General features: G+C 61.2%; 23 protein-coding genes. 10 read left to right on the top strand and 13 right to left on the bottom strand.

Annotation, left to right across the window (positions count from 1 at the left end):
• Positions 1–118: 118 nt before the first annotated feature.
• Positions 119–448 carry a DUF1820 family protein gene (locus J5M57_RS09695; RefSeq protein ID WP_003185742.1) on the bottom strand — a complete coding sequence of 110 codons (330 nt, stop codon included), beginning with the start codon at positions 446–448 and terminating at the stop codon, positions 119–121.
• Between the two features lie 133 nt (positions 449–581).
• On the opposite strand from J5M57_RS09695, the gene miaB reads away from it, so the two are divergent.
• The 5 genes from miaB to lnt all read left to right on the top strand — a co-directional run bounded on the left by miaB (position 582) and on the right by lnt (position 6,026).
• Positions 582–1,910 carry a tRNA (N6-isopentenyl adenosine(37)-C2)-methylthiotransferase MiaB gene (miaB, locus tag J5M57_RS09690; protein WP_064589373.1) on the top strand — a complete coding sequence of 443 codons (1,329 nt, stop codon included), beginning with the start codon at positions 582–584 and terminating at the stop codon, positions 1,908–1,910.
• A gap of 246 nt (positions 1,911–2,156) precedes the next feature.
• Entirely contained in the window at positions 2,157–3,155 is a 999-nt protein-coding gene (locus J5M57_RS09685; RefSeq protein ID WP_207849028.1) for a PhoH family protein, read from the top strand.
• Positions 3,148–3,642, top strand: coding sequence for an rRNA maturation RNase YbeY (gene ybeY, locus J5M57_RS09680; protein WP_207849027.1), 495 nt, complete (start codon positions 3,148–3,150; stop codon positions 3,640–3,642). Before J5M57_RS09685 ends, ybeY begins: the two co-directional genes overlap by 8 nt.
• Positions 3,643–3,647: 5 nt before the next feature.
• Positions 3,648–4,487, top strand: a complete 840-nt coding sequence (locus J5M57_RS09675; RefSeq protein WP_064589378.1) for an HlyC/CorC family transporter — start codon at positions 3,648–3,650, stop codon at positions 4,485–4,487.
• A gap of 15 nt (positions 4,488–4,502) precedes the next feature.
• The gene (lnt, locus tag J5M57_RS09670; RefSeq protein ID WP_207849026.1) at positions 4,503–6,026 is read left to right on the top strand and encodes an apolipoprotein N-acyltransferase; all 1,524 of its coding nucleotides are present in this window, start codon (positions 4,503–4,505) and stop codon (positions 6,024–6,026) included.
• 87 nt (positions 6,027–6,113) lie between these two features.
• Here lnt and J5M57_RS09665 read toward each other — a convergent pair whose 3' ends face one another.
• Both J5M57_RS09665 and J5M57_RS09660 read right to left on the bottom strand, forming a co-directional pair.
• Positions 6,114–6,875 carry a YdcF family protein gene (locus tag J5M57_RS09665; RefSeq protein ID WP_207849025.1) on the bottom strand — a complete coding sequence of 254 codons (762 nt, stop codon included), beginning with the start codon at positions 6,873–6,875 and terminating at the stop codon, positions 6,114–6,116.
• 105 nt (positions 6,876–6,980) lie between these two features.
• A complete protein-coding gene (locus J5M57_RS09660; RefSeq protein WP_064589384.1) occupies positions 6,981–7,304 on the bottom strand; it encodes a hypothetical protein in 324 nt (107 codons plus the stop codon).
• Between the two features lie 255 nt (positions 7,305–7,559).
• On the opposite strand from J5M57_RS09660, the gene leuS reads away from it, so the two are divergent.
• From leuS to J5M57_RS09635, 5 genes are all read left to right on the top strand, one after another.
• Positions 7,560–10,166 (top strand): leucine--tRNA ligase, encoded by a 2,607-nt coding sequence (leuS, locus tag J5M57_RS09655; RefSeq protein WP_207849024.1) that lies wholly within the window; start codon positions 7,560–7,562, stop codon positions 10,164–10,166.
• Between the two features lie 88 nt (positions 10,167–10,254).
• Complete coding sequence (lptE, locus tag J5M57_RS09650; RefSeq protein ID WP_207849023.1) at positions 10,255–10,860, top strand: LPS assembly lipoprotein LptE; 606 nt, start codon at positions 10,255–10,257, stop codon at positions 10,858–10,860.
• Between the two features lie 39 nt (positions 10,861–10,899).
• Positions 10,900–11,937, top strand: a complete 1,038-nt coding sequence (gene holA / locus J5M57_RS09645) for a DNA polymerase III subunit delta (RefSeq protein ID WP_207849022.1) — start codon at positions 10,900–10,902, stop codon at positions 11,935–11,937.
• Positions 11,938–12,111: 174 nt separating this feature from the next.
• Positions 12,112–12,276 carry an alternative ribosome rescue factor ArfA gene (arfA, locus tag J5M57_RS09640; RefSeq protein ID WP_027612891.1) on the top strand — a complete coding sequence of 55 codons (165 nt, stop codon included), beginning with the start codon at positions 12,112–12,114 and terminating at the stop codon, positions 12,274–12,276.
• A gap of 61 nt (positions 12,277–12,337) precedes the next feature.
• Entirely contained in the window at positions 12,338–13,660 is a 1,323-nt protein-coding gene (locus tag J5M57_RS09635) for a lytic murein transglycosylase (RefSeq protein WP_207849021.1), read from the top strand.
• A gap of 85 nt (positions 13,661–13,745) precedes the next feature.
• On the opposite strand, the gene J5M57_RS09630 is transcribed toward J5M57_RS09635, so the two are convergent.
• The 10 genes from J5M57_RS09630 to rlmH form a co-directional block, all read right to left on the bottom strand.
• Positions 13,746–14,693, bottom strand: a complete 948-nt coding sequence (locus J5M57_RS09630; RefSeq protein ID WP_207849020.1) for an LD-carboxypeptidase — start codon at positions 14,691–14,693, stop codon at positions 13,746–13,748.
• Positions 14,694–14,945: 252 nt separating this feature from the next.
• On the bottom strand, positions 14,946–15,944 hold the full coding sequence (gene lipA, locus J5M57_RS09625) for a lipoyl synthase (protein ID WP_160768663.1): 999 nt from the start codon (positions 15,942–15,944) through the stop codon (positions 14,946–14,948).
• 25 nt (positions 15,945–15,969) lie between these two features.
• Entirely contained in the window at positions 15,970–16,617 is a 648-nt protein-coding gene (gene lipB, locus J5M57_RS09620) for a lipoyl(octanoyl) transferase LipB (RefSeq protein WP_207849019.1), read from the bottom strand.
• A complete protein-coding gene (locus J5M57_RS09615; RefSeq protein WP_064589396.1) occupies positions 16,617–16,892 on the bottom strand; it encodes a DUF493 domain-containing protein in 276 nt (91 codons plus the stop codon). The genes lipB and J5M57_RS09615 overlap by 1 nt, the downstream gene beginning before the upstream one ends.
• Positions 16,893–16,977: 85 nt before the next feature.
• On the bottom strand, positions 16,978–18,135 hold the full coding sequence (locus tag J5M57_RS09610; protein WP_003228546.1) for a D-alanyl-D-alanine carboxypeptidase family protein: 1,158 nt from the start codon (positions 18,133–18,135) through the stop codon (positions 16,978–16,980).
• A 187-nt stretch (positions 18,136–18,322) separates the two neighbouring features.
• Entirely contained in the window at positions 18,323–19,336 is a 1,014-nt protein-coding gene (locus tag J5M57_RS09605) for a septal ring lytic transglycosylase RlpA family protein (RefSeq protein ID WP_083367819.1), read from the bottom strand.
• Positions 19,336–20,346: a lytic murein transglycosylase B gene (mltB, locus tag J5M57_RS09600; protein ID WP_169843274.1), complete on the bottom strand. Its 1,011-nt coding sequence runs from the start codon at positions 20,344–20,346 to the stop codon at positions 19,336–19,338. Before mltB ends, J5M57_RS09605 begins: the two co-directional genes overlap by 1 nt.
• Positions 20,347–20,363: 17 nt before the next feature.
• Entirely contained in the window at positions 20,364–21,467 is a 1,104-nt protein-coding gene (gene rodA / locus J5M57_RS09595) for a rod shape-determining protein RodA (RefSeq protein WP_049827977.1), read from the bottom strand.
• Between the two features lie 31 nt (positions 21,468–21,498).
• Positions 21,499–23,394, bottom strand: a complete 1,896-nt coding sequence (gene mrdA, locus J5M57_RS09590; protein ID WP_169843273.1) for a penicillin-binding protein 2 — start codon at positions 23,392–23,394, stop codon at positions 21,499–21,501.
• A 10-nt stretch (positions 23,395–23,404) separates the two neighbouring features.
• Complete coding sequence (gene rlmH / locus J5M57_RS09585; protein WP_003185785.1) at positions 23,405–23,872, bottom strand: 23S rRNA (pseudouridine(1915)-N(3))-methyltransferase RlmH; 468 nt, start codon at positions 23,870–23,872, stop codon at positions 23,405–23,407.
• Between the last annotated feature and the right edge of the window lie 9 nt (positions 23,873–23,881).

Raw genomic sequence — 23,881 nt, 5'->3', positions numbered from 1 at the left:
CAGTCGCAAATCCATTCAGCGCGGTAATTCAGGAATATCAAAGTTGCAGGTGAGGGGCCGCTTCGCAGCCCATCGGGGATAAATCCCCTCGCCACAAGAGCCCCTCACTCAACCAGTTTTACTTCTCAGGCATCGGCATCGGAAACGGCATCACATTGCCAACCGCGCCACGGGCTTCGCTGATTTTCGGGGTGCCCAGACGTTCCACTTCGTCGATGCGCACGATCGAATGCATCGGCACAAAGCTGCGCACCACGCCTTCGAACTGCGCCTTGAGCTTCTCTTCACTCGGATCGACGACCACTTGCGTGCGCTCGCCAAAGACGAACTCTTCCACTTCCAGAAAACCCCACAGATCACTTTGATAGATCTGCTTGGCGTACATTTCGAACACCTGGCCCTGGTTGAGGAAAATCACCTTATAGATTGGAGCTTCGCGTTTGGTCATGGCGGGGGGATAACATCGGGGATAAAAATGAGGGCGCAAACTATAGCATAGCCACCGGACGCGCAGCGGTAGGAACCTGAGGGCTTGTTCCCTATAATGCGCGGTTCTTTGAATCACGTGACGACCCTACTCCATGGCCAAGAAGCTTTACATCGAAACCCACGGTTGCCAGATGAACGAGTACGACAGCTCGCGCATGGTCGATCTGCTGGGCGAACATCAGGCCCTGGAAGTCACCGCGCGCGCGGAAGACGCCGACGTGATTCTGCTCAACACCTGCTCGATCCGCGAACGCGCCCAGGACCGGGTGTACTCGCAGCTCGGCCGCTGGCGCGAACTGAAGCTGGCCAACCCGGACATGGTGATCGCCGTCGGCGGTTGCGTGGCCAGCCAGGAAGGCGCGGCGATCCGTGATCGCGCACCGTACGTCGATGTAGTGTTCGGCCCGCAAACCCTGCACCGCCTGCCGGAAATGATCGACGCCGCCCGCAGCAGCAAGCTGCCGCAAGTCGACGTCTCGTTCCCGGAAATCGAAAAATTCGACCACCTGCCCGAGCCGCGCATCGATGGCCCGAGCGCCTACGTGTCGGTGATGGAAGGCTGCAGCAAGTACTGCACGTTCTGCGTGGTGCCTTACACCCGTGGCGAAGAAGTCAGCCGGCCGTTCGACGACGTGATCGCCGAAATCATCCACCTCGCCGAAAACGGCGTGCGTGAAGTGACCCTGCTGGGGCAGAACGTCAACGGCTATCGCGGCACCACCCACGACGGTCGCCTGGCCGATCTGGCGGAGCTGATTCGCGTGGTGGCCGCCGTCGACGGCATCGATCGCATCCGCTACACCACCTCGCACCCGCTGGAGTTCTCCGACAGCCTGATCCAGGCCCACGCCGAAGTGCCGGAGCTGGTGAAACACCTGCACTTGCCGGTGCAGTCGGGTTCCGATCGAATTCTCGCGGCGATGAAGCGCAACCACACGGCGCTGGAGTACAAGTCCAAGCTGCGCAAACTGCGCGCCGCCGTGCCGGGCATCTGCATCAGCTCGGACTTCATCGTCGGCTTCCCGGGCGAGACCGAGAAAGACTTCGAACAGACGATGAAACTGATTGCCGATGTCGGCTTCGACTTCTCCTATTCGTTCGTCTATAGCCAGCGCCCGGGCACCCCGGCGGCCGATCTGGCCGACGACACCCCGGAAGAGCTGAAAAAAGAACGCCTGAACGCCTTGCAACACCGTCTGAATCAACAAGGGTTCGAGATCAGCCGACAAATGGTCGGTTCGATCCAGCGTATTCTGGTCACCGACTACTCGAAGAAAGACCCGGGCGAGCTGCAAGGGCGTACCGAGAATAATCGTATCGTCAACTTCCGCTGCGATAATCCGACCCTGATCGGCCAGTTTGCCGACGTGCACATCGACGCGGCGCAACCGCATTCGCTGCGTGGCTCTTTAATTCAGTAACGCCAGTCGCAGATATTTTGTGGCGAGGGAGCTTGCTCCCGCTCGGTTGCGAAGCAGCCGCAAACCAGACACCCCGATCATCCTGAATGATCGAGGCTGGAGGATTTGGGAGCGCTTCGCACTCCAGCGGGAGCAAGCTCCCTCGCCACAGTTATCCAGTGAGACTGTTTTAAGAGCTTTCGCACCCACGCCACTGGCGTTATCCTTGATTTCATCTTAATTGCCCCAGGGCGGCTAAATACGACCTTGAACGCACCCATAGAACCACATCGTTTTATCCTCGAGCCCTTTGAGGCTCGCCGCTTCGCCAATCTGTGCGGGCAATTCGACGAGCATCTGCGCTTGATCGAACAGCGCCTCGCCATCGAGATCCGCAACCGCGGAAACCAGTTCGAACTGATCGGCGATCCCAAGCACACCACGTCTGCGGAAAACCTGCTGCGCCGGCTGTACCGGGAAACCAAGGGTACCGAGCTGTCGCCGGATCTGGTGCACCTGTTCCTCCAGGAATCGGCCGTGGTCGAGCTGGACAATCACGCCCCCGCCGAAGCGTCCGTCGCCCTGCGCACCAAGAAAGGCATGATTCGCCCACGCGGCCTGAATCAGCTGCGCTACGTGAAGGAAATCCTCGGCAACGACATCAACTTCGGCATTGGTCCGGCCGGTACCGGCAAGACCTATCTGGCCGTGGCGTGTGCCGTCGATGCCCTGGAGCGCGAGCAGATCCGTCGCATCCTGCTGGTGCGTCCGGCGGTCGAAGCGGGTGAAAAACTCGGCTTCCTGCCCGGCGACCTTGCCCAGAAGATCGACCCGTACCTGCGCCCGCTCTACGACGCACTCTACGAGATGCTCGGCTTCGAATACGTGGCCAAGCTGATCGAGCGCCAGGTGATCGAAGTCGCGCCACTGGCCTACATGCGCGGGCGTACGCTGAACAACAGCTTCATCATTCTCGACGAAAGCCAGAACACCACCGTCGAACAAATGAAGATGTTCCTGACCCGGATCGGCTTCGGCTCCACCGCGGTCATCACCGGCGACATCACCCAGGTCGACCTGCCGCGCGGCACCAAGTCCGGCCTGCATCATGTGATCGAAGTCCTCAAGGACGTTCCGGGCATCAGCTTCACCCACTTCCAGCCCAAAGACGTCGTGCGCCACCCATTGGTGCAGCGGATTGTCGAAGCCTACGAGCGCTTCGAAAGCCGCGCCGATGCCCCCAAGGAAAACTCGCGCGATGCTTGAGCTGGACCTGCAAATCGCCACTGAAGCGAACGCACCGAGCGAAGCCGAGTTCCATCAATGGTGCGAACTGGCCCTGCGCCAGCGCACCGCCGATTCGGAAATGACCATTCGTCTGGTTGACGAGGAAGAAGGTCGTGAGCTGAATCACACCTGGCGCCACAAGGATTACGCGACCAACGTCCTGTCGTTCCCGGCCGAAGTGCCCGACGAGTTTCTCGACATCCCGCTGCTCGGCGATCTGGTGATCTGCGTCGCCGTGGTCGAGCGCGAAGCCGTCGAGCAAGGCAAGGAACTTAAAGCACACTGGGCACATCTGGTCATTCACGGCTGCTTGCATCTACTCGGTTACGACCATATAGATGACGACGAAGCCGAAGAAATGGAAGCACTGGAACGCGAGTTGCTTGCCGAATTGGGCTATCCCGATCCGTACGCGGACGACGAAACCGAAACATCCCCTATCGTTACAACAAAGGATTCAGAGTAATCGCTATGAGCGAAGATCGATCGAGCAACGGGCAGAAGTCATGGCTGGGTAAACTGACCCAGGCTTTTGCCCACGAGCCGAAGAACCGTCAGGAGCTGCTTGAGCTGCTGCGTGATGCACATCAGAACAAACTGCTGGACAGCGAAGCGCTGGCCATCGTCGAAGGCGCCATTCAAGTGGCTGACCTGCAAGTACGCGACATCATGGTCCCGCGCTCGCAAATGGTCAGCATCAAGGCGAACCAGACACCTCGCGAATTCCTCCCGGCCGTGGTCGATTCGGCCCACTCGCGCTACCCGGTCATTGGCGAAAGCCACGACGACGTGATGGGCGTCCTGCTGGCCAAGGACCTGCTGCCACTGATCCTCAAGGAGAACGGCGACAGCTTCAACATCAAGGATCTGCTGCGCCCGGCCACGTTCGTGCCGGAGTCCAAGCGACTGAACGTGTTGCTGCGTGAGTTCCGCGCCAACCACAACCACATGGCCATCGTCATCGACGAATACGGCGGCGTGGCCGGTCTGGTGACGATTGAAGACGTGCTGGAGCAGATCGTCGGCGACATCGAAGACGAGCACGACGTCGAAGAAGACAGCTACATCAAGCCGCTGCCCAGCGGTGACTTCCTGATCAAGGCACTGACGCCGATCGAGAACTTCAACGAGTTCTTCGACAGCGAGTTCTCCGACGACGAGTTCGACACCGTCGGCGGTCTGGTGATGAGCGCGTTCGGGCACTTGCCAAAACGTAACGAAATCACTGAAATCGGCGCCTATCGTTTCCGCATCCTGAACGCCGACAGCCGTCGGATTCATTTGCTGCGACTCACGCCAATCGCTCGGTAATCATTAAGGATAGAAATGCGCTGGACAACCCGCCCCGGCTGGCCCGGTAACCTGCTGGCCGTGGCGGCCGGTGCAATCACTACCTTCGCGCTGGCCCCGTTCAACATCTGGCCGCTGGCCTTGCTGGCGGTCGGTCTGTTCTACGCCGGCCTGCGTGAGCTAAAACCGCGTCAGGCGCTGGGACGTGGCTGGTGCTTCGGTTTCGGCCTGTTCGGCGCCGGCACCAGCTGGATCTATTACAGCATCCACCATTTCGGCGGCGCCTCGGTGCTGCTGGCCGGGTTCCTGATGCTGCTGTTTACCGCAGCGATCGCGTTTTTCTTCGCCCTGCCCGCGTGGGTCTGGGCGCGCTGGTTGCGCCGCAACGAAGCTCCGCTGGCCGACGCGCTGGCCTTTGCCGCGTTGTGGGTCGGTCAGGAGGCCTTTCGCGGGTGGTTCCTCACCGGGTTCCCGTGGCTCTACTCCGGGTACAGCCAACTCGACGGCCCGTTGTCCGGGCTCGCACCGGTCGGCGGCATGTGGCTGGTGTCTTTCGTTCTCGCGTTGACGGCGGCACTGATCTACAACGCACCGCGCCTGCTGCAGACCGGCCGCAAAGGTTTTATCGCCGCCGGCCTGCTGTTGCTGGTCGGACCGTGGGTCGCCGGCATTGCCCTCAAGGGTCACGCCTGGACCAGCCCATCCGGCCCCGCGCTGAGCGTTGCCGCGATTCAGGGCAACGTCGAACAAAGCATGAAGTGGGACCCGGCGCAGCTCAACGCGCAACTGGCGCTGTACCGCGACCTGAGCTTCCGCTCCAAGCGGGTGGACCTGCTGATCTGGCCGGAAACTGCGGTGCCGGTGCTCAAGGAGTCCGCCGAGGGCTACCTGAACATGATGGGCAACTTCGCCGCCGAGCGTAAATCGGCGCTGATCACCGGTGTGCCGATTCGCGAAATGGTCCGCCACGAAAGACGCTTCTTCAATGGCATCACCGTCGTCGGCGAAGGCGATGGCACCTACCTCAAGCAGAAACTGGTGCCGTTCGGTGAATACGTGCCGTTGCAGGATCTGCTGCGTGGCTTGATCGCGTTCTTTGACTTGCCGATGTCCGACTTCGCTCGCGGCCCGGCGGATCAACCGTTGCTGCAGGCCAAGGGTTATCAGATTGCGCCGTTCATCTGCTACGAAGTGGTGTACCCGGAATTCGCTGCCGGCCTGTCGGCGCGCAGTGATCTGTTGCTGACGATCAGCAACGACACGTGGTTCGGCACCTCGATCGGACCGCTGCAACACTTGCAGATGGCGCAGATGCGCGCACTTGAAGCCGGGCGCTGGATGATCCGCGCCACCAACAACGGCGTGACCGGATTGATCAACCCGTACGGGCAGATCACCGAGCAGATCCCGCAGTTCGAGCAGGGCATCCTGTATGGCGAAGTGGTGCCGATGCACAACCTGACGCCGTATCTGCAATGGCGCTCGTGGCCGCTGATCATCGTATGCGTGTTGCTGTTTGGCTGGGCGCTGATGGCGAGCCGGATGTCGAAAACCCTTTAAAAGCAAAGATCGCAGCCTGCGGCAACTCCTACAGGGAAAACACAAATCCCCATGTAGGAGCCGCCGCAGGCTGCGATCTTTTGATTTTCAGCGGTAGAACAACGAATACCCCACCTGCCCCACCGCCTCATTCAACAGTTGCCCGCTCTGCCAGATCGACTTGAACTCCGGCAGCCAGCCACCAAACGGGCGCGCATTATCGGTCCCGAGAAACCCTACGGGCGCCGGCACCACTTCGAATCCTGCCTGCTCGAAACACCACACCGCTCGGGGCATGTGCCAGGCCTGCGTGACCACCACTACGCGCTTGACGCCTTGAGGCAACAAGATGTCGGCGCTGAACTTGGCGTTCTCCCACGTGGTGCGGCTTTCGCCTTCCTGCCAACGCGTGGTCACACCGAAATCATCGCGCAGCGAATCGGCCATCAGCTTCGCCTCGGTCGGCGGCGTGCCGTAATGCAAGCCGCCACTGGTGAGGATCGGCAACCCCGAGGCCTTGGCCAGCCGCGCGGCATAGCGCTGACGCTCCAGCCCCACACCGGTCGGCTGATCCTCGCCCCAGGCCAGATCACCGCGCTCACGACCCGAGCCCAGCACCACGATGGCATCGGCCCGTTGCGCCAGCGCCGTCCACGCATCACGGGGCAGCGGCGGTTCGCGCTCAAGCGCTTTGGCGCCCCATTGCACGACCACCGGCAGGCTCATCAGCCAGAACCCACCCAAACCGAGGGCAAAGCACAGGCCGGCCAGCCGCGGCCGGGAGCGGCGCAGCCACCAGGCGACCAGCAACAGAAGCAAAAGAATGCCGGGCGGCAATAGAAGTTGTTTGATGAAGTAACGAAAAGGCATCGGGGCATCTCCAGAGATGCCCGAAGCCTAAGAGCGTTAATAAAGCGTTACAACCGATAGGTAGGATCCCTGTGAAAAAGATCCGTTTTTTGACCTGCCATGCGCTTACTTGGCCTGCACAGAACGAACCTTGACGGTGTCTCTGCCGGGCGCCTTGTCCTTGAGCCAGATGACCTTGGCTGAATGTGTTGCATCGAGCTGTTTCACTGCCTGCGACAGGTATCCATGCGTTTCACGCTCACTGCGATCCAGATAGGCCTTGACCAGTTTGAACTCGGCGGGGCTCAAGCCACGCAATTCCAGTTCCAGGGGGCGCTCATCGCGCAGCCGGCCAGCGGTTTTTGCAGCGTCCAGAGCCATGCCCAGACGATCCATCAACCGTTCGTACAACTCGGGTTTCGTCACGTTTTTTTGCCGTTGCTCCACCATCCCTCACCTCATTGAAGATAAGACTCACTCCCCAATTAGAGCTTAGCTTCGCTGCACAAACCGGCTGCACGCCGCGACCAACGGCCCTCGCCACGTTTTTTACCGGCCAAACTGCTGTAATCAGGGTTTCCCTAGGCCAAGCGCGGTCATGTATGCTACGGCGCTTCCTGTAATTCCACTTCCAGCTTGTCCGGAGCACCCCCGGATGGCGCGTTGAAGAGGATTAGGCCACCCCTATCCAGTACAAAAGTAGCCATGCACGAACAATATCAGCCCCGTGAAATCGAAGCCGCCGCCCAGTCGTTCTGGGACGAGCAAAAGTCCTTTGAAGTCAGTGAACAGCCAGGCAAGGAGACCTACTACTGCCTGTCGATGTTCCCTTACCCCAGCGGCAAGCTACACATGGGGCACGTGCGCAACTACACCATCGGCGACGTGATCTCCCGCTACCAGCGCATGCAAGGCAAGAACGTTCTGCAACCCATGGGTTGGGACGCCTTCGGCATGCCGGCGGAAAACGCCGCGATGAAGAACAACGTGGCGCCCGCCAAGTGGACCTACGAAAACATCGCCTACATGAAGTCCCAGCTGCGCAGCCTGGGCCTGGCGGTGGACTGGTCCCGTGAAGTGACCACCTGCAAGCCGGACTACTACCGCTGGGAACAATGGCTGTTCACTCGCCTGTTCGAAAAAGGCGTGATCTACCGCAAGAACGGCACCGTGAACTGGGACCCGGTCGACCAGACCGTACTGGCCAACGAACAGGTGATCGACGGTCGCGGCTGGCGTTCCGGCGCGCTGATCGAAAAGCGCGAAATCCCGATGTACTACTTCAAGATCACCGCTTACGCGGATGAGCTGCTGGAGAGCCTCGACGAACTGACGGGCTGGCCGGAACAGGTCAAGACCATGCAGCGCAACTGGATCGGCAAATCCCGCGGCATGGAAGTGCAGTTCCCGTACAACGTCGACTCGATCGGCGAAGAAGGCACCCTCAAGGTCTTCACCACCCGTCCTGACACCCTGATGGGCGCGACTTATGTCGCCGTGGCCGCCGAGCACCCGCTGGCGACCCAGGCCGCGCAGAACAATCCTGAGCTGCAAGCGTTCATCGCTGAATGCAAGGGCGGCAGCGTGGCCGAAGCCGACGTTGCCACTCAAGAGAAGAAAGGCCTGCCGACCGGCCTGTTCGTCGAGCACCCGCTGACCGGTGAAAAACTGCCGGTGTGGGTCGCCAACTACGTGCTGATGCACTACGGCGACGGCGCAGTAATGGCTGTGCCGGCTCACGATGAGCGCGATTTCGAGTTCGCCCACAAGTACAACCTGCCGGTCAAATCGGTGGTGCGCACCAGTTCCGGTGACACTAACCCGGCCCCGTGGCAGGACGCCTACGGCGAGCACGGCACGCTGATCAACTCCGGCGAATTCGACGGCCTGGACTTCACCGGCGCGTTCGACGCCATCGAAGTCGCCCTGATCAAGAAAAACCTCGGTGCCTCGCGCACCCAGTTCCGCCTGCGCGACTGGGGCATCAGCCGTCAGCGCTACTGGGGCTGCCCGATCCCGATCATTCACTGCGCCACTTGCGGTGACGTCCCGGTGCCGGAAGACCAGTTGCCAGTGGTGCTGCCGGAAGACGTGGTGCCGGACGGCGCCGGTTCGCCGCTGGCGCGCATGCCGGAATTCTACGAGTGCAGCTGCCCGAAATGCGGCCAGCCTGCCAAACGTGAAACCGACACCATGGACACCTTCGTCGAGTCCTCGTGGTACTACGCCCGTTACGCCTCGCCGCACTTCGAAGGCGGTCTGGTGGAAAAATCCGCAGCCGACCACTGGCTGCCGGTGGATCAATACATCGGCGGTATCGAACACGCGATTCTCCACCTGCTGTACGCGCGTTTCTTCCACAAGCTGATGCGCGACGAAGGCCTGGTGAGCTCCAACGAGCCGTTCAAGAACCTGCTGACCCAGGGCATGGTGATCGCCGAAACCTATTATCGTCGCGAAGCCAATGGTGCCTACACCTGGTTCAACCCGGCGGACGTAGAACTGGAGCGTGACAGCAAGGCCAAGGTCATCAGCGCCAAACTGAAATCCGACGGCTTGCCGGTGGAAATCGGTGGCACCGAGAAAATGGCCAAGTCGAAGAACAACGGCGTCGACCCACAGTCGATGATCGATCAGTTCGGCGCCGACACCTGCCGTCTGTTCATGATGTTCGCCTCGCCGCCTGACATGAGCGCCGAATGGTCCGACTCCGGCGTTGAAGGCTCGCACCGTTTCCTCAAGCGCGTCTGGCGCCTGGCGCAGGCCCACGTGACCCAGGGCCTGCCGGGCAAACTGGACATCGCTGGCCTGAACGACGAGCAGAAAGCCGTTCGCCGCGCCATCCACCTGGCCATCAAGCAAGCCAGCCACGACGTCGGCCAGAACCACAAATTCAACACCGCCATCGCTCAGGTGATGACGCTGATGAACGTGCTGGAGAAAGCCGCGCAAGCCACCGAACAGGACCGCGCGCTGATTCACGAAGGTCTGGAAGCCGTCACGCTGCTGCTGGCTCCAATCACGCCGCACATCAGCCATGAGCTGTGGAAGCAGTTGGGTCATGCCGACGCCGTGATCGATGCCGGCTGGCCTGCAGTGGATGAAAGCGCCCTGGTACAAGACAGCCTGCAACTGGTCATTCAAGTGAACGGCAAGCTGCGTGGCCAGATCGACATGCCGGCCAGCGCAACGCGCGAAGAAGTCGAAGCGGCTGCCCGCGCCAACGAAAACGTCCTGCGTTTCGTTGACGGCCTGACCATTCGCAAAGTCATCGTCGTGCCAGGCAAACTGGTCAACATCGTCGCCAGCTAAATTGGATTGAGCGTCAGGTCTGCCTGGCGCTCTGTAAAACCTTTCGGGCCGCAGGGTCGGCCCACATGGTTTCAAGGGGAGCAACACAATGATCAAACGCAATCTGCTGGTGATGGGCCTCGCCGTTCTGCTGAGCGCCTGCGGTTTCCAGCTGCGTGGCACCGGCACCAACGAACTGACGATCAAAGAGCTTGATCTGAGCGCCCGTGACGCCTATGGCGAGACCGTCACTCAACTACGCCAGGTACTCGAGTCCAGCGGCGTCAAGGTTTACAGCGGTGCACCGTACAAGCTGTACCTGGCTGACGAACAGGAAAACCAGCGTATCCTCAGCTACGCCGGCGCCGGTCGTACCGGTGAGTACCAGGTCAGCACCGTGCTGAACTACGACATCGTTGGCGAACACAACCTGAACCTGCTGAGCGACAAGCTCGAAGTGCAGAAAGTGTTCATACACGACGGCAACAACCTCGTCGGTTCCGATCAGGAAGCCAACGATGCCCGTCGCGAAACCCGTCGCGAGCTGGTTCAGCGCATGATGCTGCGCCTGCAACAGCTGACCCCGGGTCAACTGCAGCAATTGCAGCAAGCGGCCAATGACCGGGCACGAGCCGAAGCTGACGCCCTGAAGGCGGCGCAGAAGGCTGAAGCGGAAACCCCGCGCCAGTCGCCGCTCGAACTGCCGCAGCAGTAAGACGTACGGGGCGCTCAGGCGCCCCGTTCGCCCTCTCTTATGAAGCTCGCTCCCGCTCAACTCGGCAAACACCTGCAAGGCGCGCTTGCGCCCGTCTATATCATCAGTGGCGATGACCCGCTGTTGTGCCAGGAAGCCGCCGACGCCATCCGCAGTGCTGCGCGCCAGCAAGGTTTCGACGAGCGCCAGGTGTTCGCCGCCGACGCCAATTTCGATTGGGGCACGTTGCTGCAGGCCGGTGCGAGCATGTCGTTGTTCGCCGAAAAGCGTCTACTGGAACTGCGCTTGCCTTCGGGCAAGCCCGGTGACAAGGGCGCTGCCGCACTGATCGAATACTGCTCGCGCCCCGCCGAAGACACGGTGCTGCTGATCAGCCTGCCCAAGCTCGATGGCAGTGCGCAGAAGACCAAGTGGGGCAAGGCGCTGGTCGAAGGTCAACAGACCCAGTTCATCCAGATCTGGCCGGTAGATGCCAATCAGCTACCGAGCTGGATTCGTCAGCGTCTGTCGCAGGCCGGCTTGTCGGCCAGTCAGGACGCGGTCGAACTGATTGCCGCGCGCGTCGAGGGCAACCTGCTCGCCGCCGCGCAGGAAATCGAAAAGCTCAAGCTGATGGCCGAAGGTGGGCAGATCACCCTCGAAACCGTGCAGGCCGCGGTGGCCGACAGCGCCCGTTTTGACGTATTCGGCCTGACCGATGCCGTGCTCAACGGCGAACCGGCCCACGCACTGCGCATGCTCGAAGGGCTGCGCGGTGAAGGCGTCGAGCCACCGGTGATTCTCTGGGCGCTGGCGCGGGAGTTGCGCCTGCTGGCCAATATCTCGCTGCAGTACAGCCAGGGCACGCCACTGGACAAGTGCTTCAGTCAGGCGAAACCGCCGGTCTGGGACAAGCGCAAACCGCTGATGAGCAAAGCCCTGCAACGCTACTCGGCGCCACGCTGGGCGCAGTTGTTGCTCGAAGCCCAGCGCATCGACGCACAGATCAAGGGCCAGGCCGCCGGTTCGCCGTGGATGAGCCTGAGCCGCCTGGCGCTGTTGATGGCTGGGCAGCGTCTGTCACTGCCTGCCGAATAAGCTCAAAAGATCGCAGCCTCCGGCAGCTCCTACACTAATCCCTGTAGGAGCTGCGGCACGCTGCGATCTTTTGATCTTGTTTTCCTACAAAAACACCTGCATTTGCCCTATAGACAGACGCCAGACATCGGCAGATTATTCGCCCCGCAACACCCACCCACCGAGAGACCCCTCATGAGCAAAAAGCCATCGAAACATGGCCCGAATAAGGCCAAATCCATCATCGCCCAACCCCTGTTCCGCAGCCGCCAGGAACGACCAACCAAGGGTAAAGGCAGCTACCGCCGCGAAGCCTTCCAGTCTAATAGCTGGGAGGCTTCTTACTTTCTGGCTGCCTGAAGCACAGCACCCCCCGGTCATGTTAAGGTCTGCACCTGATTCGTATCCCCTGGAACTGTGCATGCCCTTGAGTCTTTCCCGTCGTTGGCCCGTTCGCCAACTGATCGCTGCCTCCAGCTTCATTCTGCTTGTCGCCTGCGCGGAAAAACCGACCGCCGCCGATGCGCAACCGTTACAGACCGTGCCCGCCGTCACGGCCCCCGCGGTCATCCCGCCGGTAGTGCCGTCCGGTGACAATCTCGATATTCAACCGACCCAGACCTTTGCCGAATGGCAGGCAGGTTTCCGCAAGGACGCCCTCGCCGCCGGGATTCGTGCGGATGTCTTCGACCGCGCCTTCGCCAATGTCAGTTTCGACGACAGCGTGATCCGCGCCGACCGCAGCCAGCCGGAGTTCTCCCGCCCGGTCTGGGAATACCTCGACGGCGCACTGTCGCCGCTGCGAGTGCGCAAGGGTCAGGCGTTGATCAGTCAGTATGCCGACATCCTGCAGAGCATCGAGCAGCGTTATGGCGTGGATCGCCAGGCACTCGTCTCGGTGTGGGGCATGGAAAGCAATTTCGGCCAGTTCCAGGGCACCAAGTCCGTCATCAACTCGCTGGCGACCCTGGCTTACGAAGGCCGTCGTCCGGGGTTTGCCCATGCGCAATTGATCGCCGCGCTGCAGATCCTGCAGCAGGGCGATATCACGCCGGAGAAGATGCTCGGCTCGTGGGCCGGTGCGATGGGCCAGACCCAGTTCATTCCGACCACCTACAACACCCACGCCGTGGATTTTGACGGTGACGGTCGCCGCGACATCTGGGGCAGCCCTGCCGACGCGCTGGCCTCCACCGCGCATTACCTGCAAAGTTCAGGCTGGCAGCGCGGGCAGCCGTGGGGTTTCGAAGTGCAGCTGCCGAGCGGCTTCAACTACACCCTGGCCGATGGCGCGATTCGCAAGACCGTTGCCGAATGGCGTCAACTGGGCGTGATCTTGCCCAATGGCGGTCAGACCCCGGCCGGTGCGGAACAACTGTCCGCCGCCCTGCTGCTGCCGGCCGGTTACCGTGGCCCGGCGTTCCTGATCCTCGACAACTTCCGGGCGATCCTCAAGTACAACAACTCGTCGTCCTATGCACTGGCGGTCAGTCTGTTGTCCGAGCGTTTCAATGGCGCGGGCCTGATCAACGGCACATGGCCGAAAGACGACCTGCCATTGAGCCGCACCGAGCGCATCGAATTGCAGACCCTGCTGAGCGCACGTAACTACGATGCAGGCACGGCGGACGGGATCATCGGCGCCAACACGCGTAAAGCGATTCGCAGCGCCCAGCAGGCGTTTGGCTGGCCGGCGGACGGGTATCCGACGCATAAGCTGCTCGAGAGCCTGCGGACTCAATAAAGCCAGATCAAAAGATCGCAGCCTGCGGCAGTTCCTACATCGGAATGCGTTCCTTTAGAGCTGCCGCAGGCTGCGATCTTTTGCTTTATCGGGTCACCACATCCTGCTCGAGCATCAACTCCTTCTTCCCCGCATCCAGTCGAACCAGCGCGCCCAACGGCAACGTCAGGTTCGGATCGCAATGCCCGCTCCGCCACCCCGACAGCACTGGAATTCGCAACGGTTCGAAAGTCTGCTTGAGCAAGCGGTTGAGCGCCTCGACATCTACCCCCGCGATATCCCCGACCAACACACCACGCAGTTTCGCCAACTTGCCGGCCAGGCGCATTTGGGTCAGTAAGCGGTCGATACGGTAGAGCGGCTCGTTGACATCTTCGATGAGCAGAATCACACCCTCGACATCGATTTCATAAGGCGTACCGAGGGTCGAGGCGATCATTGCCAGATTGCCGCCGAGCAATCGTCCATGGGCGATGCCGGGCTCAACGGTAGTGAGTGGATACGCTACCGGATGGCTCAGCACACTGCCCGCCTTCAATTGACCTCGCAGCATGGCGAAGAAGGAGGTAACGGTCGGCGGCTCCTTGTCACCCAACAGGTCGGCATTGAGCAATGGGCCGTGGAAGGTGACGAACCCGGCGTAACGGCTGATCGCCAGATGCAGCGCGGTGATGTCGCTGTAGCCGACAAACGGCTTGGCTTGGCGGCTCAGCAGATCGAAGTCGATCCGGTCCAGCAGGCGCGGCGTGCCGTAGCCACCGCGCAGACAGATGATCGCGTCAACTTCAGGGTCGGCGAACGCGGCATGCAGGTCATTGAGGCGTACGTCATCGCTGCCGGCCAGGTAGCCGTCCTTTTCGTAGACACCGGGAAACACCCGCAACCGGTAACCCCGGGCGCGCATCCACTGCACGGCTTTTTCGGTGTCCAGCGCACCGGGCCCGGCAGGGGCGATCACGCCAATCAGCCCTTCGGATGGCAGTGCCGGTACAGGTTTGTGGGCAACGAGGGTGTGAGTCGGTCGAACGGTCATCCATGGGTCTCCCTGCGAAAAGTCATGGGCACACAGTAGTCAGGAACAGAGATAAACAAAAGAGGCACTGTGGCCCAGTGACTTGTGGCGAGGGAGCTCGCTCCCGCTGGAGTGCGCAGCAGTCCCGAAGATATTGGGGGGGCGCTTCGCAACCCAGCGCGAGCAAGCTCCCTCGCCACAAGGTTCAGTGCTCAACAACCCAAACAAAAATACCCGCCGAAGCGGGTATTGTGTGAAGCCTTCAGCGCCGGATCAGGAACCGAGCAGTTCGGCCTTGACCAGTTTCGCCTGCTCGTCGGCGTGATACGACGAACGTACCAGCGGGCCGGAAGCAACGTTCTTGAAGCCCATCTTGTAACCTTCCTCGGCGAACCAGGCGAAGGTGTCCGGGTGCACGAAACGCTGCACCGGCAAGTGGCTGCGGGACGGTTGCAGGTACTGGCCCAGCGTCAGCATGTCGATGTCGTGTTCGCGCATGCGCTTCATGACTTCGATGACTTCCTCGTCCGTCTCGCCCAGACCCAGCATCAGGCCGGATTTGGTCGGAATGTGCGGCATCATCTGCTTGAAGCGCTGCAGCAGGGTCAGCGACCACTGGTAGTCCGAACCCGGACGCGCGGCCTTATACAGGCGCGGCACGGTTTCCAGGTTGTGGTTGAACACATCCGGCGGCTCGGCGGCAGTGATTTCCAGGGCGATGTCCATGCGGCCACGGTAGTCCGGGACCAGGGTTTCCAGCTGCACGTTCGGCGACAGCTTGCGGATCTCGCGGATGCAGTCGGCAAAGTGCTGGGCACCGCCGTCGCGCAGGTCATCGCGGTCAACCGAGGTGATCACCACGTACTTGAGCTTCAGGTCGGCAATGGCAATCGCCAGGCTTTCCGGCTCGTTGACGTCCAGTGGCTTCGGACGACCGTGGCCAACGTCGCAGAACGGGCAGCGACGGGTGCAGATGTCGCCCATGATCATGAAGGTCGCGGTGCCACCGGAGAAACACTCGCCCAGGTTCGGGCAGGACGCTTCTTCGCAGACGCTGTGCAGCTTGTGCTTGCGCAGCAGGCTCTTGATCCGGTCGACTTCCGGCGAAACCGGGATGCGTACACGAATCCAGTCAGGCTTCTTGGGCAACTCGGTGGTCGGAATGATCTTTACCGGGATGCGTGCAACCTTCTCGGCGCCGCGCAGCTTGACGCCGGCTTCAACCTTGGGACGCGGGGCCGGGCGCTCGGTCACGTCGAGCGTCGGGATCATGGTTTGCACTGCATCAGTAGTCATATCAGTCGATTCCGCCCATCAGGGTCGTCTGCTCAGCATAGTCGAGGTGTTTGACGAGCTGCGCACGCAGCCGGGCACTTACCTCGGCAAATTCAATCGATCCTGCGTGATCGCTCAGCTGGGTCATCGCCAGCCCGGCATAGCCGCAGGGATTAATCCGTCGAAACGGCTCCAGGTTCATATCCACGTTCAGGGCCAGGCCATGAAAGGAACAACCGTGGCGAATCCGCAAACCCAGAGAAGCGATTTTCGCTCCGTCGACGTAGACGCCGGGAGCATCCGGCTTGGCTGCAGCGGTTACGCCGTAGCTGGCCAGCAGTTCGATCAGGCACTGTTCCATGCGCGTGACCAGATCACGTACGCCGAAACCCAGTTTGCGCACATCCAGCAAGAGATAGGCGACCAACTGGCCGGGGCCATGATAAGTCACCTGCCCGCCGCGATCGACCTGTACCACCGGGATATCTCCCGGCAGCAACAGGTGTTCGGCCTTGCCGGCCTGGCCCTGGGTGAACACCGGCGGGTGCTCGACGAGCCAGATTTCGTCGGCGGCATCGCTGCCGCGTTCGTTGGTGAAGCGTTGCATGGCATGCCAGACCGGCTCGTAAGCCATCTGGCCCAGCTCGCGAAAGCCCAGCGTGCCCGGCATCACAACACCATGTGTACGAAGCCGGTCGCCCGCAGTTCGCTGTTGATGTTGTACAGCTGGTCCTGATCGGTCGCGACGATGTGCAATTGAATAGTGGTGTATTTGCCGTTGCTGCTCGAACGCTCGTCGATGCGCTCATCATTGATGGTCGCGTGTTTCAGGACGATCTCGATGATCTTGTCCTTGTTGCCAACACCCGTATCGCTGATCACCTTAATTGGATAATCAGTCTGCGGGAATTCGATCTTTGGCGCCTTTACTTCAGTATCGGTCATGGCGTAACGGCCTCTTGAGCGCAAGCCGTGATAACGCGCATGGCCCCGCACCGGATCGGGGCGGGGCCATGCAGGTCAACACTAATCAGTTGAACAAGCCGTAGAAGAATAGACGGATGCTATCCCACATGCGGCGGAAGATACCACCCTCCTCGACAGCGTCCAGGGCGATCAGGTCGGCGCTGTGCACCACCTTGTCGTCCAGTTTCACTTCGACTTTACCGATCACGTCGCCCTTGGCGATTGGCGCGGTCAGTTGCGGGTTCATGGTCATGCTGGCAGCGAGCTTTTTCAGCTGGCCTTTTGGCAGGGTCATGGTCAGGTCTTCAGCCAGGCCGGCCTTGACTTGACTGGTGGTGCCCTTCCACACCGGGGCCTGAGCCAGTTCGGTGCCCTTCTGGTAGAAGGTCTGGGTTTCGAAGAAACGGAAGCCGTAGGTCAGCAGCTTCTGGGTTTCAGCAGCACGGGCCACTTCGCTGTTGGTGCCGAACACCACCGCGATCAGACGCTGGCCGTCACGTACCGCCGAGGACACCATGCAGTAGCCGGCTTCGTCGGTGTGACCGGTTTTCAGGCCGTCAACGGTCTTGTCGCGCCACAGCAACAGGTTGCGGTTAGGCTGCTTGATGCCGTTCCAGAAGAACTCTTTCTGCGAGTAGATCGCATAGTGAGCCGGGTCTTCGTGGATGATCGCACGGGCCAGGATCGCCATGTCGTGAGCCGACGAGTAGTGCTCAGGGTTTGGCAGACCTGTCGGGTTCATGAAGTGGGAGTTGGTCATGCCCAGATCGGCGACCGTCTTGTTCATCAGGTCGGCGAAGGCATCTTCGCTACCGGCGATGTGCTCGGACAGCGCGACGCTGGCGTCGTTGCCGGACTGGATGATGATGCCGTGCAGCAGGTCGCTGACGGTCACTTGCGAGCCGACTTTGATGAACATCCGCGAACCGCCGGTACGCCAGGCGTTTTCGCTGACGGTCACCGGGTCGTTTTCACCGATCTGGCCACGACGGATTTCCAGCGTAGCGATGTACGCGGTCATCAGTTTGGTCAGGCTGGCTGGCGGCAGACGCTGGTCACCGTTGTTCTCCACCAGCACGTTGCCGCTGCTGGCGTCCATGAGCACGTAGGCTTTTGCAGCCAGTTGAGGTGGCGACGGCATCATCTCGGCCGCGAAGGCGGCTGGCGAGAGGAGCAGCGGGACTAGCAGACACAGGCGTTTGGCAAAGGTGGTGATGTTCATCCGTCTCTCGAAATCGCTAATGGAAACTTGCCCGAGGGCAAAACTATTCAGACAGCCTTCTAACGGGCCATCGCGTGTTCAGTTGCTCACTCCAGTCACCCTTGCCGGGCTTTTGTTCTTCGACGAGCCAACAACCTGGTTCACCCCCCAAAACCGCAAGTGAACCGTCAATCAAGTGCTACGTTTCTTACTCTGTGACCACGCTCGGCGAACCGAGGTTGGCCAGGCGCACGCTGTTCTGCACCTGGGCGATTTCACCCGGCGACCCGATCGGCCCCAGGCGTACCCGGTGCAGGGTCTGCTGATTGCGCACGATCGAGCTGATGAACACCGGAGCGCTCACCATCCCGCTGAGCTTCGACCTCAGGAGTTCTGCAGCGTCCGGGTTGGCGAACGCGCCCACCTGCAGATACTGGCCAGACGCTGGTGCAGAAGCGTTTTTTTTTGCGCTGATCTGTACAGGGACAGTGTCAGAAGCATGTTGCTGTGGCGGCGGCGTCCACTGCTCGATGGTACCGGCCGAAGCCGTGATCACCGGGGCGCTATTCTGCGCGACTTGCGGCTCGTTGAGCATCAGAGGCGCCGGACGGCCCTTGGCGGCCCACCATTGCTGTGGATCGATGCCCTCGACCTTGACCCGCGCGGTGCCGATTTCGGCATAACCGAGTTTCTTGGCGGCCGCGTAGGACAAGTCGATGATCCGGTCCGAGTAGAACGGGCCGCGATCGTTGACCCGCAGGATCACGCTCTTGTTGTTGTCCAGGTTGGTCACCCGAACGTAACTTGGCAGTGGCAGTGTCTTGTGCGCGGCACTCATGCCGTACAGGTCATACACTTCGCCGTTGGCGGTGTTCTGCCCGTGGAACTTGGTGCCGTACCAGGACGCCGTGCCCGAAGCCACGTAGGTCTTGGATTCCTGCAACGGGAAATAGGTCTTGCCCAGCACGGTGTACGGGTTGGCCTTGTACGGGCCGGTGTGCAGGGTCGGTGTGGCGTCCGGGATGCGCGAAACATCGACGTCCCACCACGGCGCGCCATCTTTATGCGCGCGGTTGATGTCCAGACCCGGCTGCGCACGCACCGCGGTAGTAGAGGAGGTTTTCTGAGTGGGCGCGCGACTGGTCGAACAACTGACGACCAGCGCCGCCAATGCAGCGAAAGCCACCAGCTTCAGGGGTTTATTCATAGGCAATGCCCGCATTACTTGACGCCCCGTGCTTTTACCAGCTCTTCAGACAGTTGATATACGGCCATGGCGTACATCACGCTGCGGTTATAACGCGTGATCGCGTAGAAATTCTTCAGGCCCATCCAGTATTCAGGGCCGTTGTCGCCTTCGAGGCGAAATGCAGTAACCGGCATATCATCGCGCAGCGCATCATGACTTGACCAGCCCAGCGCCCGCAACTCTCCAACCGTCTTTGTCGGTTCGATCCCGGTGGTCAGGCCGTCGTCGACCTGCTCGCCACGCACATCCGCGCGACTGACCACCGGCTCGCCGGCGACCCAGCCGTGGCGCTTGAAATAGCTGGCAACGCTGCCGATCGCATCATCCGGATTGGTCCAGATGTTGATGTGACCGTCACCGTCAAAATCCACCGCATAAGCGCGAAAGCTGCTCGGCATGAACTGCGGCAAACCCATCGCCCCGGCATACGAGCCCTTGAGGGTCAACGGATCGACCTGCTCCTCACGGGCCAGCAGCAGGAACTCACGCAGTTCCTTGCGGAAAAATTCGGCACGGGGAGGATAGTCGAAACCGAGGGTCGACAAAGCATCGATCACCCGATAATTACCGGTATTACGTCCGAAAAAGGTCTCGACGCCGATGATCGACACGATGACTTGTGCCGGCACGCCGTATTCCTGCTCGGCACGGGCCAGTACCGCCTCGTGCTGACGCCAGAAGTCCACACCGCGAGCGATGCGCGCGTCGGTGAGGAACATCGGGCGATATTCTTTCCACTGCTTGACCCGCTCGGCAGGTTTGGAGATGGCGTCGAGAATTGCCTGCTTGCGCTGGGCCTCGCGGAACACCGCCATCAGTTGCTCACCGGCAAAACCGTAGTCGCGGGTCATTTCACCGACGAACTCGGCCACCTGCGGCGAGCCTTCGTAATCGCCGGCCAGCGCTTCCTGCGCACTGCCAAGGACGCCGACCAGGCCGACCCATGGCGCGTAACGAGTCGCCCAGCTGCGCATGACTTGCATTGAACTCTTCACCTTATTCAAACCTGTGCGATCCACTTGCGATGCGTATGAATCGACATCAAAACCCCAAACGCTGACAGCAGTGTCACCAGCGAAGTTCCTCCGTAGCTAATGAAGGGCAACGGCACCCCCACCACCGGCAACAGGCCACTGACCATACCGATGTTGACGAAAACATAAACAAAAAACGTCATGGTCAGCGCGCCGGCGAGCAATTTGCCGAACAGCGTCTGCGCCTGGGCGGTAATCACCAGGCCGCGACCGATCAACAACAGATAGATCAGCAACAGCGCGCAGATGCCCACCAGGCCAAACTCTTCGCCCAGTACGGCAATGATGAAGTCGGTGTGGCTTTCCGGCAAAAAGTCCAGGTGCGACTGGGTGCCCAGCAGCCAGCCCTTGCCGAACACGCCGCCGGAACCGATCGCGGCTTTCGACTGAATGATGTTCCAGCCGGTGCCGAGCGGATCGCTTTCCGGGTCGAGGAAGGTCAGGATTCGCTGCTTCTGGTAGTCGTGCATGATGAAGAACCACATGGCGATCGCCACGGGTACGGCGGCGGCCAGCACGCTGAGGATCCAGCGCCAGCGCAGCCCGCCCATGAACAGCACGAACGCGCCGCCGGCCAGAATCAGCAGCGACGTACCGAGGTCGGGCTGCCGCACAATCAGAATGAATGGCACGCCGATCAGCAGCAGGCTGATGCCCACGTGTTTGAGCTGCGGCGGCAGCGTGCGCTTGGACAGGTACCAGGCAATCGTCGCCGGCATCAGGATCTTCATGAACTCCGAGGGCTGGAAGCGAATCACCCCGGGGATGTTGATCCAGCGCGTGGCGCCCATGGCGTTGTGGCCCATGATGTCCACCACCATCAGCAGCACCACCCCGACCACGTAGCCGAGCGGCACCCAGCGGGCCATGAAACGCGGTTCGAATTGCGCGATGACGATCATCGACACCAGGCCGATGCCAAACGACGTGGCTTGTTTGCCCAGCAGGTCCCAGCTCTTGCCGCTGGCCGAATACAGCACGAACAGACTGCCTGCGGCGAGGATCAGCAGCAGGATCAACAAGGGACCATCGATATGCAGACGTTGCAGCAGCGTCGCACGGCGACGCATCACATCCTCGCTGGAGAGCATGCGATCAAAATTATTCATCACGGGCCGTAGCCTCCGCACTGATAGGGCCGGCGTATTCGGCCTTCAACCGACCATCCTGGTCCAGAAGCCAAGCATCCATCACCTGACGCACCACTGGCGCGGCGACACCAGAGCCGGATTCACCGTTCTCGACCATCACCGAGACCACGATTTTCGGGTTGTCGGCCGGGGCGAACCCGACGAACAAGGCGTGGTCGCGGTGGCGCTCCTGAACCTTGGAGCGGTCGTATTTCTCACCCTGTTTGATCGCCACCACCTGGGCCGTACCGGACTTGCCGGCGATCCGGTATTGCGCACCGATCGCCGCCTTGCGCGCGGTACCGCGAGCGCCGTGCATCACCTGCTGCATACCGTGGTTGACCTTGGTCCAGTCCGACGGATCGCGCAGAATGATGTCCGGCATCGGATTCTCGTCCAGCGGTTTTGCGCCTTCGATGGTCCTGGCCAGGTGCGGCCGGTTCCAGATGCCTTTGTTGGCCACCAGTGCCGTGGCCTGCGCCAACTGCAACGGCGTGGACTGCATGTAGCCCTGGCCGATCCCCAGAATCAGGGTTTCGCCCGGGAACCACGCCTGTTTGCGGGTCGCGCGCTTCCACTCGCGGGACGGCATCAGGCCGGGGGATTCTTCGAACATGTCCAGCGAGACCTTCTGGCCGATGCCGAACTTGTTCAGGTAGGCCGACAGCCGATCGATGCCCAGCTTGTGCGCCAGGTCATAGAAGTAGGTGTCGTTGGACCGCATGATCGCCGTATCGAGGTCGACGAAACCGTCACCGGTACGGTTCCAGTTGCGGTACTTGTGATCGTAGTTGGGCAGCATGTAGTAACCGGGGTCGAAGACCCGGCTCGACGCTGTCACCACACCGGCATCGAGGCCGGCAATCGCCACCGCCGGTTTGATCGTCGAGCCCGGCGGATACAGACCGCGCAGCACCCGGTTGAACAGCGGCCGGTCGATGGAATCGCGCAGCTCGGCATAGGCCTTGAAGCTGATACCGGTCACGAACAGGTTCGGGTCGAAACTCGGCTGGCTGACCATCGCCAGCACTTCGCCGGTCTTCGGGTCCAGCGCCACCACCGCACCTCGACGCCCGCCGAGCGCGGCTTCCGCCGCTTCCTGCAGTTTGATGTCGAGGCTGAGGACAATGTCCTTGCCGGGAATCGGATCGGTACGCTTGAGTACGCGCAATACGCGGCCCCGGGCGTTGGTCTCGACTTCCTCGTAACCCACTTGCCCGTGCAACTCCGGCTCGTAGAAACGCTCGATGCCGGTCTTGCCGATGTGATGGGTGCCGCTGTAGTTGACCGGGTCGAGGGTCTTCAGCTCTTTCTCGTTGATCCGCCCCATGTAACCCACCGAGTGCGCAAAATGCGCGCCCTGCGGGTAATGGCGTACCAGTTGCGCGACCACTTCCACGCCTGGCAGGCGGAACTGGTTCACCGCAATCCGGGCGATCTGCTCTTCCGTCAGCTCGAACAGGATCGGCACTGGCTCGAACGGCCGGCGCCCCTGCCGCATGCGTTTTTCGAAGATCACCCGGTCCTCGGGCGTCAGCTGCAGCACTTCGACGATCACGTCGAGCACTTGCTGCCAGTCGCCGGAGCGTTCGCGGGTCATGCTCAGGCTGAAGCTGGGACGGTTGTCCGCCACCACCACGCCGTTGCGGTCGAAGATCAACCCGCGAGTCGGCGGAATCGGCTGCACATGGACGCGGTTGTTTTCCGAGAGCGTCGAGTGGTACTCGTACTGGATCACCTGCAAGTAGTACAGCCGCGCAATCAGTACGCAGATCAACAGCATGACCGCAACGGCCCCGAACACGACGCGACTGCGCACCAGGCGGGCGTCCTTTTCGTGGTCCTTGATGCGGATCGGCTGAGACATGAGGGCAGGACTACTTGTGGTAAGGGTGACCGGACAGCACGGTCCAGGCACGGTACAGCTGTTCGCCGATCAGGATCCGCACCAGCGGGTGCGGCAAGGTCAGCGGCGACAACGACCAGCGCTGATCGGCGCGGGCGCAGACTTCCGGCGCCAGCCCTTCGGGGCCGCCGACCATGAAGTTGACCGTGCGCGAATCCAGCCGCCAACGGTCGAGTTCGACCGCCAGTTGCTCGGTGCTCCAAGGCTTGCCGTGGACTTCCAGCGTGACAATCCGCTCGTTCGGCCCGACCTTGGCCAGCATGGCTTCGCCTTCCTGGCGGATGAAACGGGCCACGTCGGCGTTCTTGCCACGGGTATTGAGCGGAATTTCCACCAGTTCCAGCGCCAGCTCGGACGGAAGACGCTTGGCATATTCATGCCAGCCTTCTTCCACCCACTTGGGCATGCGTGAACCGACGGCGATCAGTCGCAGTCGCACAGCAATCCC

It is taken from the genome of Pseudomonas sp. 86_A (genome assembly GCF_017491705.1).
Lineage (GTDB): Bacteria > Pseudomonadota > Gammaproteobacteria > Pseudomonadales > Pseudomonadaceae > Aquipseudomonas > Aquipseudomonas koreensis.
The sequence above is the reverse complement of the archived record's forward strand: the minus strand, read 5'-3'. Positions and strand labels throughout refer to the sequence as shown.

What these genes read in the sequence shown, in the direction of transcription:
- J5M57_RS09695 (WP_003185742.1), bottom strand. Translation starts at nt 448, where the DNA reads ATGACCAAACGCGAAGCTCCAATCTATAAGGTGATTTTCCTCAACCAG.
- miaB (WP_064589373.1), top strand. Translation starts at nt 582, where the DNA reads ATGGCCAAGAAGCTTTACATCGAAACCCACGGTTGCCAGATGAACGAG.
- ybeY (WP_207849027.1), top strand. Translation starts at nt 3,148, where the DNA reads ATGCTTGAGCTGGACCTGCAAATCGCCACTGAAGCGAACGCACCGAGC.
- J5M57_RS09675 (WP_064589378.1), top strand. Translation starts at nt 3,648, where the DNA reads ATGAGCGAAGATCGATCGAGCAACGGGCAGAAGTCATGGCTGGGTAAA.
- lnt (WP_207849026.1), top strand. Translation starts at nt 4,503, where the DNA reads ATGCGCTGGACAACCCGCCCCGGCTGGCCCGGTAACCTGCTGGCCGTG.
- J5M57_RS09665 (WP_207849025.1), bottom strand. Translation starts at nt 6,875, where the DNA reads ATGCCTTTTCGTTACTTCATCAAACAACTTCTATTGCCGCCCGGCATT.
- J5M57_RS09660 (WP_064589384.1), bottom strand. Translation starts at nt 7,304, where the DNA reads ATGGTGGAGCAACGGCAAAAAAACGTGACGAAACCCGAGTTGTACGAA.
- leuS (WP_207849024.1), top strand. Translation starts at nt 7,560, where the DNA reads ATGCACGAACAATATCAGCCCCGTGAAATCGAAGCCGCCGCCCAGTCG.
- lptE (WP_207849023.1), top strand. Translation starts at nt 10,255, where the DNA reads ATGATCAAACGCAATCTGCTGGTGATGGGCCTCGCCGTTCTGCTGAGC.
- holA (WP_207849022.1), top strand. Translation starts at nt 10,900, where the DNA reads ATGAAGCTCGCTCCCGCTCAACTCGGCAAACACCTGCAAGGCGCGCTT.
- arfA (WP_027612891.1), top strand. Translation starts at nt 12,112, where the DNA reads ATGAGCAAAAAGCCATCGAAACATGGCCCGAATAAGGCCAAATCCATC.
- J5M57_RS09635 (WP_207849021.1), top strand. Translation starts at nt 12,338, where the DNA reads ATGCCCTTGAGTCTTTCCCGTCGTTGGCCCGTTCGCCAACTGATCGCT.
- J5M57_RS09630 (WP_207849020.1), bottom strand. Translation starts at nt 14,693, where the DNA reads ATGACCGTTCGACCGACTCACACCCTCGTTGCCCACAAACCTGTACCG.
- lipA (WP_160768663.1), bottom strand. Translation starts at nt 15,944, where the DNA reads ATGATCCCGACGCTCGACGTGACCGAGCGCCCGGCCCCGCGTCCCAAG.
- lipB (WP_207849019.1), bottom strand. Translation starts at nt 16,617, where the DNA reads ATGCCGGGCACGCTGGGCTTTCGCGAGCTGGGCCAGATGGCTTACGAG.
- J5M57_RS09615 (WP_064589396.1), bottom strand. Translation starts at nt 16,892, where the DNA reads ATGACCGATACTGAAGTAAAGGCGCCAAAGATCGAATTCCCGCAGACT.
- J5M57_RS09610 (WP_003228546.1), bottom strand. Translation starts at nt 18,135, where the DNA reads ATGAACATCACCACCTTTGCCAAACGCCTGTGTCTGCTAGTCCCGCTG.
- J5M57_RS09605 (WP_083367819.1), bottom strand. Translation starts at nt 19,336, where the DNA reads ATGCGGGCATTGCCTATGAATAAACCCCTGAAGCTGGTGGCTTTCGCT.
- mltB (WP_169843274.1), bottom strand. Translation starts at nt 20,346, where the DNA reads ATGCAAGTCATGCGCAGCTGGGCGACTCGTTACGCGCCATGGGTCGGC.
- rodA (WP_049827977.1), bottom strand. Translation starts at nt 21,467, where the DNA reads ATGCGTCGCCGTGCGACGCTGCTGCAACGTCTGCATATCGATGGTCCC.
- mrdA (WP_169843273.1), bottom strand. Translation starts at nt 23,394, where the DNA reads ATGTCTCAGCCGATCCGCATCAAGGACCACGAAAAGGACGCCCGCCTG.